The 12633-nt window shown below is 56.4% G+C and carries 11 protein-coding genes and 1 tRNA gene; 9 read left to right on the top strand and 3 right to left on the bottom strand.

What is annotated here, in order from left to right:
- Positions 1–80 precede the first annotated feature (80 nt).
- Entirely contained in the window at positions 81–1409 is a 1329-nt protein-coding gene (locus tag N1030_RS15165) for a TolC family protein (RefSeq protein WP_265826348.1), read from the bottom strand.
- Positions 1410–1767: 358 nt separating this feature from the next.
- On the opposite strand from N1030_RS15165, the gene N1030_RS15160 reads away from it, so the two are divergent.
- From N1030_RS15160 to N1030_RS15125, 8 genes are all read left to right on the top strand, one after another.
- Entirely contained in the window at positions 1768–2835 is a 1068-nt protein-coding gene (locus N1030_RS15160) for an efflux RND transporter periplasmic adaptor subunit (RefSeq protein WP_265826347.1), read from the top strand.
- A gap of 303 nt (positions 2836–3138) precedes the next feature.
- Positions 3139–3849: a protein TolQ gene (gene tolQ, locus N1030_RS15155; RefSeq protein WP_265826345.1), complete on the top strand. Its 711-nt coding sequence runs from the start codon at positions 3139–3141 to the stop codon at positions 3847–3849.
- A 9-nt stretch (positions 3850–3858) separates the two neighbouring features.
- Positions 3859–4290, top strand: coding sequence for a protein TolR (tolR, locus tag N1030_RS15150; protein ID WP_265826344.1), 432 nt, complete (start codon positions 3859–3861; stop codon positions 4288–4290).
- Positions 4291–4305: 15 nt separating this feature from the next.
- Positions 4306–5265 carry a cell envelope integrity protein TolA gene (gene tolA / locus N1030_RS15145; RefSeq protein WP_265826343.1) on the top strand — a complete coding sequence of 320 codons (960 nt, stop codon included), beginning with the start codon at positions 4306–4308 and terminating at the stop codon, positions 5263–5265.
- Positions 5266–5318: 53 nt separating this feature from the next.
- Positions 5319–6653: a translocation protein TolB gene (locus tag N1030_RS15140; protein ID WP_420842815.1), complete on the top strand. Its 1335-nt coding sequence runs from the start codon at positions 5319–5321 to the stop codon at positions 6651–6653.
- Between the two features lie 253 nt (positions 6654–6906).
- Complete coding sequence (pal, locus tag N1030_RS15135; RefSeq protein ID WP_265826342.1) at positions 6907–7440, top strand: peptidoglycan-associated lipoprotein Pal; 534 nt, start codon at positions 6907–6909, stop codon at positions 7438–7440.
- A 155-nt stretch (positions 7441–7595) separates the two neighbouring features.
- On the top strand, positions 7596–8324 hold the full coding sequence (locus N1030_RS15130) for an SOS response-associated peptidase (RefSeq protein WP_265826341.1): 729 nt from the start codon (positions 7596–7598) through the stop codon (positions 8322–8324).
- Positions 8325–8425: 101 nt separating this feature from the next.
- The gene (locus tag N1030_RS15125) at positions 8426–9190 is read left to right on the top strand and encodes an HD-GYP domain-containing protein (RefSeq protein ID WP_265826338.1); all 765 of its coding nucleotides are present in this window, start codon (positions 8426–8428) and stop codon (positions 9188–9190) included.
- 61 nt (positions 9191–9251) lie between these two features.
- Here the strand turns inward: N1030_RS15125 and N1030_RS15120 are convergent, their stop codons facing one another.
- Both N1030_RS15120 and N1030_RS15115 read right to left on the bottom strand, forming a co-directional pair.
- A complete protein-coding gene (locus tag N1030_RS15120; protein WP_265826337.1) occupies positions 9252–11063 on the bottom strand; it encodes a chloride channel protein in 1812 nt (603 codons plus the stop codon).
- A 165-nt stretch (positions 11064–11228) separates the two neighbouring features.
- Positions 11229–12173, bottom strand: a complete 945-nt coding sequence (locus N1030_RS15115; protein WP_265826335.1) for a bifunctional riboflavin kinase/FAD synthetase — start codon at positions 12171–12173, stop codon at positions 11229–11231.
- Positions 12174–12471: 298 nt separating this feature from the next.
- Between N1030_RS15115 and N1030_RS15110 the strand changes: the two genes are divergently transcribed.
- Positions 12472–12558, top strand: a tRNA-Leu gene (locus N1030_RS15110).
- Positions 12559–12633: the final 75 nt, after the last annotated feature.

Raw genomic sequence — 12633 nt, 5'->3', positions numbered from 1 at the left:
CACCGTCCTTCCCGTTTTCAAAAAAACAGGCCGGAGCGCATATGCGCTCCGGCCTTGTAGTTTCTTTGTCAGTTCTGCCGTTACTTGGCAGCAGTAGCCAGCCCCGGGTTCTTTTCGCCGATGGCCTTGTACAGGCGGGCAATGGCAATCATGTAGTCGCCCTGCGCCTTGGTGTAGGAGGCTTCTGCAGAGGAAAGGTCTGCCTGCGCATCCAGCACGTCATTGTTGGTGCCCACCTGTGCCTGATAACGGGCAAGGGCCATGCGGTAGGCTTCCTGCGCGGAGTCCACAGTCTTCTGTGCCACCTTGATACGCTTGGCAGCCTCGGCAATGCTCAGGTGACGGGACTTGATTTCATACAGAGCTTCCTGCCATGTGCCGGCCTCTTCGGCCTTCAGCTTGGCAATGGTCTGCTTGTCGCGCTGTGCAGCATAATACGTGGTGCCCCAGGAGAACAGTTCCCACGACATGGTCGCCTTGGTGCTCCACTCGCTGAATTCGGTGGTGGCAAATTCACTGCCGTCCACCTGCGGATGATCACCCATTCTGGACCAGTCGAAGGATGCTGCCAACTGCGGATAGAAGTCACTTTCCGTGATCTTCAGATCCTTCATGGCAATCTCAACGGCCTTGCGGGCAATGAGCAAATCGGGACGGGCCTTGGCAGCCACACTCAAACTGGCTTCCAGATCCATGGGAGCGGGCATGTACACGAGTTCCCCCATGTACTTCACATCCGCATCAAGAGGCAGGTTCAGCAGCGTATTCAGACGGGCACGCTGAGTCTCACGGGCGTTCTCCGCCTGCAGCAGGGCGTTTTCAGCATCGGAAAGCTGCACTTCTGCGCGCAATACGTCGATACGGGGCTGCAGACCAACATCGTAGTAAGCCTGCGTCACCTTCAGCTGCGAAGCAAGACGGTCAACAGTGGCCTGCGCACTGCGCACGTTTTCACGGGCGATGAGCAGGTTAATGAAGTTTTCCTGCACGTTCAGGATAAGAGCCAGTTCGGTCTGATCCTTGGCCAGTTCGGCACTTTCCTTGGCCAGCTCAGACTTCTGGTAGGTGGACAGGATGTTGAAACCGGTGAAGATGGGCTGACTTACGGATGCGGTAAGAGTATAGTAATCATCGTCATAACTTGGCACACCGCCAACGTTCTTCTTGTGGTCCTTGTATGTATAACCATACGTGGTGCTCAGTTTGGGACCGAACGCACCGCGGGCGGCCTTGCGGCCTTCTTCGGCGCCAAGGGCTGAAGCACGGGAAGCCTCTATGCTGGGGTTGTCCTTGAGGGCTTTGTTTACCGTGCCTTCAAGGTCATAGGTCATGTCCTCAGCATGGGCGGAAAAAGCCAGCAGGCTGACGAGCAGAAGGGAAAGCAGAACGGACTGCTTGCGTATGCGCATGGATAAACTCCTTATCGAGAACAGGTAAAGGCGGGCACGTCCATCCTTGAGCCACCCAAACACCTTTCGAACGCCCTACGGCTTTCTCGAGTGCTGCGCAGCGACACCAGCGAAGCAGGCCGACTCATTACCAAAACATAGTTAAACAGTGTTTTACTTTGAGGTATGTACCCGCTTTCCCGTCTGCTAGCAAGCTGCGCAGCCGGTGTTTACGATTTTTTACGTATACCCCTGCTTCCATTACAGCGGTTTCGTTCTTTACTGAATTGCGGTACAAGGATTCCCATACTCTGACATACCCGTACGTCCAGCACGGTACACTGCCGTCACACTCTGCGACGCAACCCGGAGAATGCCAATGACTATATCGCGAAGATTCCTTCCTCTCCACATCTTTCTCATTCTCTTTTTCATGACCGTTGCGGCCAATGCGGCAGATGCTCCGCCACAGCAGCCACCGGCGCCGGTCGTTACCGCCAAGGCCCGGGCAGGCAAGGCCGCATTGCAAAGCATATTCATCGGCTCTATTGAGTATCCGGAAGTCTCTGACGTGGCAGCCGAAGTACAGGGGCGGGTCAATGCAGCCCACTTTGAGGAAGGCGACACGCTCACAGCCGGACAGATCATGGTCGAACTGGACAACGATCTGCTCCGCAAGGAGCTGGAAGCCGCAGAGGCGCAACACGAACAGGCTCTGGCCGATCTGGAAAACGCCAAGCTTGAATTCCGCCGCATGAACACCCTGTACTCCTCCAAGTCGGTGTCGGAAAAGGAATTCGACGAGGCCCGCCTTTCCATGAAGGCCCTGCAGCAGAAAGCGTACTCCTTCAAGGCGGAAGCGGAAAAACTGAAACTGGAGATCGCCAAAAGCCGCATCAGGTCCCCCTTCACCGGGGTGGTGCTCAAGAAGCATGCAGCCCGTGGAGAGTGGGTTTCTTCCGGCACAGTCATAGCCACCCTCGCCCGCAACGATGTTGTTGAGGCCGTGGTTGAGGTTCCGCAGGCCGTCCTGCCTTTCCTGCAAAAAGGGCAGGGAGTGTCCGTGACCATTCTGGACAAGGCGCTTTCCGGCACCGTGGCGGCCATTATTCCCCAAGGCAACCTCACCACACGCACGTTCCCCGTCAAGGTGCGCATCAACAACGGCTCCGGCCTTATGCAGGGCATGGAAGCAAAGATAAGCCTGCCTTCAGGTGCAGAAGTGGACGCGGTGCTCGTCCCGCGGGATGCACTTATCAGCCAGCGGGGACAAACCATGGTCTGGGTGCTACGCGATGGCAAAGCCGAATCCATTCCCGTCACCATAGACGCATGGCTCGGTAATGAGGTCGCCCTGCACGGTCCAGGCCTTGCGGCAGACGTAAGAATCGTGATCAAAGGCAACGAAAGGCTCCGCCCCGGACAGCCCGTAAAGGAAACACCCTAGGCAAACATATCGCCAGCGGCGGTCTATCTTTAATGATGCAAAAATAAAATTCCCTGCCCGCCCGCGCAGTGGCGTCCGGCCACGGTCTGCAGCCACAGGCAGGGGAATGAAAGGGCTTTCTCGGAGGAACGGCAGGGGAAACATACTTTATACCCCGCTTTTTTTACGATACAAGGCAGCCAATCAATCCCGCTTGCGATATTTCATGATTAGCCGTAGAGCGCGAAGCATCTGTTCGCACGGGACAGAATTACGAAAAACACACCGGCTCACGCCGTCAACGCAACTTTTCGGAGAGATTCCATGGGTGACTCGAATATTTTCATGCTGCTGTGGCAGGCAACGTTCGTTGTAAAATGCGTCCTTGCCCTGCTTGTCATCATGTCCATCGTCAGCTGGTCCCTGATGTTTCAGAAGTGGTTCCACCTCAGTTCTGCCCGCACCAAGGCAGCCAAAGGGCTTGCAGACTTCCAGGCCGCAAAGGATCTCCGTGAGGCGGTACAGGCACTCGGCAGCGACACCACCTCGCCCGTGTACAGCGTCGCACAGGAGGGCGTGGCAGAATACAACCGCCTGCGGGAACTCGGCAGCAACGCCGACATTCTTGCGGACAACGTACGCCGTGCCCTGCGTCAGGGGGTGAGCATGCAAACCTCCCAGATGGGTGCCTCCCTCTCCTTCCTTGCCACCTGCGCAAACGCAGCCCCCTTTATCGGCCTCTTCGGTACAGTCTGGGGTATCATGCATTCCTTCCACTCCATCGGCCAGATGAAAACCGCCACCCTTGCCGCCGTTGCCCCCGGCATTTCCGAAGCCCTTGTCGCCACGGCCATCGGCCTTGGCGTGGCCATCCCCGCCACCATGGGCTACAACCTCTTCCTCGGCATGCTTAACAGCATCGAGGTACAGCTGGTTAACTTTGCCGGTGCATTCCTGAACCGCGTACAGCGCGAACTGGGCGCCACGCGTCCTGCTTCCCAGACCGTCGCCCGCATTCCCGGCGAGAAGCGCTAGGAGACTGACATGGGAGTTTCTCTCGGAAGCGGCAAAGGGTTCGTGGCGGAAATAAACGTCACCCCCTTCGTAGACGTCATGCTGGTGCTGCTGATCATCTTCATGGTCACGGCTCCGCTCATGACGCAGGGACTTGAAGTGGACCTGCCTCAGACCCAGACCGTGGAAGTGCTGCCTACTGACAGTGAACATCTTGTCATGACCATCCGCCGTGACGGCGCCATGTTCCTTGACGAATATCCTGTCACCTTCGAAGACTTGGAAGGCCACATCACCAGACTGGTCAAGGAACAGAGGAAACAGCTCTTCCTGCGCGCAGACAGGGAGGTGCCCTACGGTGTCGTGGTGCAGGCCATGGGTCACATCAAGGCCGCAGGCATTACCAATCTTGGCGTGGTCGCGGAACAACCCGACGAACCCAAGGAACAGAAGAAGAAATAATAGGCGTTCACTCTGATGCGCTTTATCAGCACGCTGCTCTCCGTCTGTCTGCACCTTTCGCTTGTGCTGGCCGTTATCTACTGGCCTGCCAGCTCTACCAAGGTGCGGCTGGACGTTCCCGTATATCAGGTAAAACTGGTCGCGTTGTCCGGCAAGCGTCCGGTGGGCAAGGTCGCCCCCGGCAGCAAGGTCGCCGGACCAGTGGTCAGCCCCAAGCCTGAACCCAGCCCCAGCCCGGCTCCGACACCAGTGCCGGCGCCAACTCCGGCCCCGGCCCCGGCTCCGGCTCCAAAGCCGCAACCGACTGCCAAGCCCGTTCCGGCCCCCAAACCCGAGCCCAAGCCCGACGCTACCCCTATCAGCCCCAAAAAGGCTGCCGTGCCGGAAGCACCCAAGGTAGCGGAAAAGCCCAAGCCCAAGGATGAGAAGAAGGAAAAGGCCGAGAAGAAACCTGAACCAGACAAGAAGGCCAAGCCCGCGCCGCAGAAGTCTGCTGATGACATTCTGCGTGAAGCGCTGGCAGACACCTCCAAGTCGGTAAAGCAGACTGAAAAACAACGCGCAGCAGCAGGCCAGCAGCAGCTCAGCAAGGAGCTGGCTGCATTGCAGGAGGCCGTTTCGCAGAACAAGGCCCTGCAGGATGCGCTGGCCGAGGCGGGCGAAGAGGGTATTGAAGGCCCCCCCTCCGACGGTGTTGTCGGCAGCATAGAAGACCTCTATGCCATTGCCGTTCAGGCCATCGTGAAGAAGAACTGGCGGTTCCCGCACATGGCGACCCGCGACCAGCTTGTCGCCAGCGTACGAATATATCTGTCTCCTGATGGAGAAATTCTGGATTCAAAAATCGTAGCGTCTTCAGGGCGCGCCGATTTCGACGCATCCACCCTGCGGGCAGTGAAGGATACCCAGATACTCCCAAAGCCGCCGTCACCGGACATTTCGGAAATAACGATCAACTTCAACAGCCACGAATAGACGACATCACCGCAATCCCCGTCAGGGTTGCGATAATTAACGAGCACATGAACATGAAACAACTCAGAACGACCCTTCTCGTTATCGTGACCCTTGCCCTCACGATGCTGCAGGCCCATGCACGCTCTCTGGAAGTGGATATCTACGGACCGGGTCAGGCTGCTCTGAATCTGACCACCACAGAACCGCTCGGCACCGCCGGTGCCGCCGGCCCCATTATTCCAGCCCCCCCCATGGGGGGAGAACTGAAGTCTCTCATCGACCGCAACCTGTATTTCCTTCCCTTCATCAATATTGTGGAAGGTTCTGCCATACTCGGCGGCAACAAGCCCGCCGGTTACAAAACGCCTGATGTGGATATGCGCCGCTACCAGCTCGCAGGCGTGGACCTCATCGTCACCGCAGGCTGGCCCACCCCGGTTCCGGGCAAAGCCCCCAGCGTGGAGCTTCGCGTCTACGAAGTGCTTTCCGGCAAGCTGGTACTGGGCAAGGCCTACTACGACATAACACCCGAGATTCTGCCCCGCGTGGCAGACCGCTTCTGCGCCGATTTCATGAAGGCACTGACCGGACGCGGCGACTTCTTCCTCTCCACCCTCGCCTTCGTGAAAAAGGCGGGCAAGAGGCAGAAGGACATCTGGTCCGTTCATCCCACCGGCCGCGACATGCGTCAGCTCACCAAGCTGCCCGGCCTCAGCCTGTCGCCCTCATGGTCGCCTGATGGCCGCTACATCATCTTCAGTCACATTAGTGACCGTTATCACTCTCTGGGTGTATGGGACCGCCTGACCCGCCGCGTGCAGCATATCAAGTTCCCCGGCAACACCATCATCGGCCCCACCTTCCTGCCCAACAACAAGGTTGCGGTAAGCCTCGCCTCCGGCGGCAACCCTGACATCTATCTGCTGAACCACGTCTTCAAGAAGGAATCCACGCTGGTTGAAAACTGGGCCATTGACGTTTCCCCCTCCTTCGATGCCACGGGCACCAAGATGGCTTACGTCTCCAGCCGCAGAGGCAACCCGCACATCTTCCTCAAGAACCTGAAGACCGGCAGCGATGAACGCGTTACCCGCGAAGGCAACTATAACACCAGCCCTTCCATCTCACCCGATGGTGAGCTTGTGGCCTTTTCCCGCATGATCAACGGCGGTCACCGCATCTTTGTCATGGACCTTGTGACCGGAAGGGAAAAGCAGGTGACCTTCGGCCCCGGCACCGATGAAATGCCCTCCTTTGCACCCGACGGCTATTTCCTCGCTTTCTCATCCACCAGATCCGGTCAGAACAAGATCTACCTGACTACCCGCCACGGCGGAGAACCCCGGCAGGTGCCCACCGGAGACGGTGAAGCATCCATGCCCACGTGGGGTTTTGTACCAGAATAAAAAAATATTTTTCCCACGCCGCAGGCTCGGCATCGGCTCCACAAGCCACACGCAGGCCTAGAACCCTTTGATAACCAATGGGATTCATCTTGACAAAATCTATGCCTAAGCTACGATACTGTCGCGTTCAGTGTGTGATCAGCTTGTGAACCTCAGATGAGCTCCCGCTGAGCGTGCGAAAATGGGAAAGAGGCTGACCATTCTTGTGTGTCCGCTAAAAGAGATTTGTACAGAGCATTAGGAGGAATATTCAATGCGCAACATGAAACGGATCGGGCTGGCACTGTTTATGGTATTGGTTTTGGCTATGAGCTTCGGCTGTGCCAAGAAGCAGGTAGCTACCACCCCTGAACAGGCTCCGGCCGTAGAACAGGCTCCGGTGGAAACTGTAGATTCCGGTGCTATGACCGCTGAGCAGGAGCTTGCAGAAGCTCTGAGCAAGGCCCGCATGGTTATCACCGACGAACTGGTATACTTTGATTTCGACAAGTTCGACATCAAGGCTGACTACCGTGACTCTCTGAAGAACAAGGCCGCCGTCATGAAGAAGTTCCCCCAGCTGCGCGTGCTGGTGGAAGGTCATTGTGACGAACGTGGCACTGAAGAATACAACCTTGCATTGGGTGAGCGCCGCGCTCGCGCCGTTAAGGAATACCTGATGGTGCTCGGCGTTTCCGCTTCCCAGATCGAAGTGGTATCTTTCGGTGAAGAACGTCCTGCCGTTGAAGGCAAGGGCGAGGCCGTGTGGTCCAAGAACCGCCGCGCCGAATTCAAGATCATCAAGTAGTACCGCACAGTTTTTTTTGCAGAGGCCCCCGCGAAAGCGGGGGCTTTTGTTTTGCCCTCCGGAAAATCCGGTGAAACAGCCGCTTCCTGCCCGCGTTACGCACAGCCCCCACTCCTTCTGTTGGCTACTGCCGAAAAACAACGTAGAATCAATAAATGTGCGGACGCTTTGCCTTGGGCATACCCAAGAAACGGCTTGAAGAGCTTGTATCGGCTCCCATCCCTGAGGAGTACCAGCCCTCATGGAACATCGCCCCCACCCGTTCTGTTTTGATAGTACAGAACGACCAGGCGTCCCTGATACCTTGGGGACTCGCAACGTCCAGCAAAGTTCCAAACCGATCATCAGGGACCAAGAACAGAGCACTTTCCCGCTCCACGTTAATCATCAACGCCAGATCCGAGTCCGCCTTTGAGCGCCCCCTCTTTTCAGGAGCCATGCGCTCGGCCCGTTGTCTGGTACCTGCAGAAGCCTTTTATGAATGGCAGCGCCTGCCTTCCGGCACGCGCCTTCCCTCCGCATTTGCCGCCAGAAACACACCTCTGACCTTCCTCGGCGGCTTGCTTCTACCCACAGACTTCCCCCTCAAATCGCCTGACAACCTCCAAACCATCCTGCGCCTCATCATCCTCACCACAACGGCAAACAGCAGCATCAGCCCCATGCACGACCGCATGCCGGTAATTCTGTCTCCAGAAGCCCACGCCGCATGGCTGGATGCTGCGACCCCACAGAATACCATTCGTCAGCTCTGCCTCCCCTTACCGGCTGAAACCATGAACAGATGGCCTGTCTCCACCGAGGTTAACAGCGTGGCCACAGACAGCCCGCACCTGCTCCAGCCTGTTTCACGAAAGCAGGAGCAACCTCTCTCCTTGTTCTAACCCGCTCGCTATTCCGTTTGACAGTGTGATCAAAAGCCCCTATCAGTGATAACGAATTTCATTATCAAACACCCTCAATCTTTTGCGCACACCAATCTGCCATGAAACATCTATACCACGTTCGCTCCAAGCAGCCTGAAGCCGCCAGACATCTCGGGAGCAAGACAGCTCACAAAACAGAGAATGCCTTTCCGGTAACACTCCCCTGCTCCCAACATTGCGACGACGCAGTCAGCCGGTCTCTGCACCAGTTTGCGGAATCTCTCGGAAACGCCATTGACGCCAAAGACCCGAACACAAGCTGCCATTCCGAAGAAGTTGCCGTAGTCGCACAGGCCATAGGCCAAAAGCTCGGTCTGACATGCCATGAAGCTGACATTCTGCATATCGCCGGCCACTTGCACGACATAGGCAAAATCGGTGTACCTGACAGGGTACTCCAGAAACAGGGCCCCCTGGACGAAGAGGAAATGCATCTCATCCGGCAGCACCCGGCCATCGGAGCCAACATCGTACAGCCGGTACAGGCCTTTTCCAAAATGACGGGCATTCAGGCCATGATTCTGCACCACCATGAACGCTATGACGGCAAGGGCTACCCGTACGGCTTGGCGGGCAACGCCATACCCCGGGGAGCGCGCATTATTGCCGTAGCGGATTCACTTTCCGCCATGCTCCAGAACAGACCATATCGCAAGGCCATGAGCTTTGATGAAGCCATGGAAGAACTCAGGCAATGCTCCGGCTACCAATTCGACCCGCTGGTGGTTCAGGCGGCCCTCGCAACTCGGCAGCACATACACGACCTGACCGCAATGCTCAAAGACAGCGACCATGCCGCTGCATGCCTCACAATGCCCCTGTAAGACAAAAAAAGCGCACCATCCTGAGGACGGTGCGCTTTTCTTGTTTTCAAGCCCCTGAAGCCTATTCTTCAGCCTGAATGACCTTCAGATGCGTGGTGTAGGCACGGAACACGTCTGCCCTGTTGATAAGACCGAGAATGGTATGCGGATCATCGTCCTTGATGACCGGTATCTGACCAAGATCACTGTCCACGAACTTGAGCAGGGCTGTATAGAGATCGTCATTCTCTTCAAGCGTGACCGGCGGACGGGCAAGTTCGCCCACGATGACCAGGTCAAACAGACATTCCTCATAGAGCAGGTTGCGCACATCGTTCAGCGACAGAATACCCGTAATCTCGCCCTCGTGATTCTTGACGGGGAAGAAGAACTCGTTGGTACCCGCAATAATGTCCGTCAACGCCTTGAGCGTGATGGATTCCTCCAGAATAGTCACGCGCCCGCGCTGGAAGAATTCGTGAACGTGCAGCTTTTCGAGAATATTGATGGTGGCATCGTTGATGTGCGCCGGAGACTCAAACTTGTTCTCAAGCTGATTCTCATACAGCGAGGTTTTGCGGTTCACCACCAGACAGATGGCCGAGGCAAGCATGAGCGGTGCCAGCAGGCCATAGCCCTGCGTCAGCTCACACACCATGACCAGCGGACCGATGGGCGCATTGGCGACTCCGGCAAAAAAGGCAGCCATGCCCACCATCACGTAGCCCCCCGGCTGGGTAACGACATCCGGATAGAACTTGTGGGCACTGAAGCCCACCACTCCGCCGGTCATGCCGCCCACAAACAAAGCAGGGGCAAACATGCCGCCGCTCATGCCGGAGCCTAATGTAATGGAAGTGGCCAAGGTCTTGGCCAGCACCACCACAATCATGGTGGTCACGGTCAGCTCGCCCAGAATGGCTTGCTCAAGCCATCCGTATCCGCCAGAAATCACCTTGGGATACATCATGCCGAACATGCCCATGATCAGACCGCCTGCAGCCATGGTCCACATGATGCCCACCCGGGCACGCATTTTCTCGAACACGGAATACTTCAGGAACTGAAAGGTGCGCACATACATCCAGCCGGTGAAGGCACAGGCAAAGGCCAGAATCACATAGAACGGCAACTCGAATATGTTGCTGAACGAAAACTGGGGAATGCCAAACATGGGCGCGGTGCCGAAGGCGAAGGTAAAGATCGAATAGGCCACAACGGATGAAATGACCGCGGGCACAATTGCTTCGGATTCAAAATCTTCCTTGTAGATCACCTCGATGGCTGTCAACGCACCACCGAGAGGGGCACGAAAAACAGCACCAAGCCCGCCGGCAGCGCCGGTGAGCATAAGAATGCGACGTTCCTTGATGGAAAGCCCCAAGCGGTCGGCCAGCCAGGAACCGAGACCAGCGCCGATCTGCGAAATGGGGCCCTCGCGCCCTGCGGAACCACCGGACGCAATGGTAAAGATAGAGGTTATACCCTTGATGATAGGCGCACGGGGGTTGATAACCCCCTTGTCCTTGTGAAAGGCCTTGATCATGGCATCCGTGCCGTCAGTCATGCCGGATATGGATTGCGGCAGAAAACGCTCCACAAGCCAACCGGTAATAAGACCGACAGCAAGACAGGAAAGCGGGATGATCCAGGGACGATAGTGTTCTCCACCATGCCCGTGAAACATGGACTCACCCGCCGGAGCAGGCAGACTCAGTCCGGCCCACTGCCCCTGAATAAGATGCTTGAAGTATTCTATGCCAAGGAAGAACAGAACAGAGGCGATACCTGTGAGCACCCCGAGAAGGATACCGATGACCAGCATACGCACATACGTGACGTTGCGATACAGGATGAGGTACTCCCTCCAGAGGCGCTTCAGAGGACTGGACATGAATATACTCCCGATCAATCATCTAAACGGCTGAACGCAGAAAAGCAAACTCCCCCTCGGGTTGTTTGCTGAAAAACGCAGACAGCGCCGCCAAGCGGCCCTGCGGATACAAAACAACTCAAAACAGCCCGCCCTTAAAGCTGGGCAAATGCATACCGGAAACGTCTAGAGCTGCGCTTCCGGCGTCTCCAGAATCTGCCGAGCCAGAGCGATATCCTTGGTTATCTGCGCCACCAACTCTTCGACACTGCCAAATTTCTTCTCATCCCGCAAACGGGTCACAAAATTGAGGCGCAGCTCCCACCCATAGATATCCTGCTTGAAATCCATGATGAAGGTTTCCACGCTTATCTCATCATTGCCGAAGGTGGGATTGGTGCCGATGTTGGTGACGGCCTTGTAGACCTTGCCGTCCAGTTCGGCCCACGTGGCATAGACGCCGGGCATGGGATAAAGCTCATCCTTCACCCGCATATTGGCGGTGGGGAAACCGAGCAGCCTGCCCCCGCGATCCATACCACGAACCACGGAGCCTCGGATGACGTAAAACCGGTCCATAAGCGGGCGCACATACCACACTCGTCCGGCCTTGATCATATCGCGAATGCGCGTGGAGCTGACAATGGCCCCGTCTATGATCACGGGATCAAGACGTTCCGTTCCGTACCCGTACTTGGTGCCCAGTTCTGAGAGGAGTGCAAAGTTACCCTTACGGCCTTTACCGAAAGAGTAGTCGTATCCGACAACCAACTCTTTCATGTGCAGGGCATCAACCAGCACCTCGCGCACGAACTGCTCAGGCTCCATGGCTGCCAGAGTCTTGGTGAACTCCAGCATGAGAACCAGATCAACACCTAACGCCTCAAAGAGGTCCAGCTTCTTCTCGTAGTCCGTAATAAGGGGAGCAGCATGCGCTCCGGCCAGCACTTTGAGAGGATGAGGGCAGAACGTAACGACAACACTGGGCAGGCCCAGCTTGGCCGCTTTTTCCATGGTGCGGCGTATAAGCTTACGGTGACCGTTATGCACACCGTCAAAGTTGCCGATGGTGACACAACAGCCCCGTGAAAGATCTATGGAAATTTCCTGTAATTCTCGTGCGATTTCCATGCATACCGCCAGCGGTGTGATTTTTTCCTCCCCCGTTTCCGGCAGGCAGGAAAAACCGTCTGTGAAGGCGACTATAGCTACCTTAAAAGAGCCAAGCCTTCAAGGGTTGATGCCGCCTACCGCAGAGTTTGGAATAACGCAGCACGGCCGACACGGCGAACTAGCTGAAATAATCAGGCGCACTGCGTCTCAAGCGGCCACATTATTTGGGTGCATTTGAAAATTTTGCTTGCCAACGGAACACAATCCCGATAAACACCTCTCCTCGACGCCGAGTTAAACGCTCGGAACGTTCCGTGCCCAAGTGGTGGAATTGGTAGACACGCTAGGTTCAGGGTCTAGTGAGGGTTCCCTCATGGAGGTTCGAGTCCTCTCTTGGGCACCACACGGAATGCAAAAGCTCCGGCATACGCCGGAGCTTTTTTGTTACCTTTCCCCAAAAAATACAGGCCGCTTTCAC

Source organism: Desulfovibrio mangrovi (assembly GCF_026230175.1).
Lineage (GTDB): Bacteria > Desulfobacterota > Desulfovibrionia > Desulfovibrionales > Desulfovibrionaceae > Halodesulfovibrio > Halodesulfovibrio mangrovi.
Note: the sequence above shows the minus strand (reverse complement) of the source record. Positions and strands in the feature narration are given on the sequence as shown.

What these genes read in the sequence shown, in the direction of transcription:
- N1030_RS15165 (WP_265826348.1), bottom strand. Translation starts at nt 1,409, where the DNA reads ATGCGCATACGCAAGCAGTCCGTTCTGCTTTCCCTTCTGCTCGTCAGC.
- N1030_RS15160 (WP_265826347.1), top strand. Translation starts at nt 1,768, where the DNA reads ATGACTATATCGCGAAGATTCCTTCCTCTCCACATCTTTCTCATTCTC.
- tolQ (WP_265826345.1), top strand. Translation starts at nt 3,139, where the DNA reads ATGGGTGACTCGAATATTTTCATGCTGCTGTGGCAGGCAACGTTCGTT.
- tolR (WP_265826344.1), top strand. Translation starts at nt 3,859, where the DNA reads ATGGGAGTTTCTCTCGGAAGCGGCAAAGGGTTCGTGGCGGAAATAAAC.
- tolA (WP_265826343.1), top strand. Translation starts at nt 4,306, where the DNA reads ATGCGCTTTATCAGCACGCTGCTCTCCGTCTGTCTGCACCTTTCGCTT.
- N1030_RS15140 (WP_420842815.1), top strand. Translation starts at nt 5,319, where the DNA reads ATGAAACAACTCAGAACGACCCTTCTCGTTATCGTGACCCTTGCCCTC.
- pal (WP_265826342.1), top strand. Translation starts at nt 6,907, where the DNA reads ATGCGCAACATGAAACGGATCGGGCTGGCACTGTTTATGGTATTGGTT.
- N1030_RS15130 (WP_265826341.1), top strand. Translation starts at nt 7,596, where the DNA reads ATGTGCGGACGCTTTGCCTTGGGCATACCCAAGAAACGGCTTGAAGAG.
- N1030_RS15125 (WP_265826338.1), top strand. Translation starts at nt 8,426, where the DNA reads ATGAAACATCTATACCACGTTCGCTCCAAGCAGCCTGAAGCCGCCAGA.
- N1030_RS15120 (WP_265826337.1), bottom strand. Translation starts at nt 11,063, where the DNA reads ATGTCCAGTCCTCTGAAGCGCCTCTGGAGGGAGTACCTCATCCTGTAT.
- N1030_RS15115 (WP_265826335.1), bottom strand. Translation starts at nt 12,173, where the DNA reads ATGGAAATCGCACGAGAATTACAGGAAATTTCCATAGATCTTTCACGG.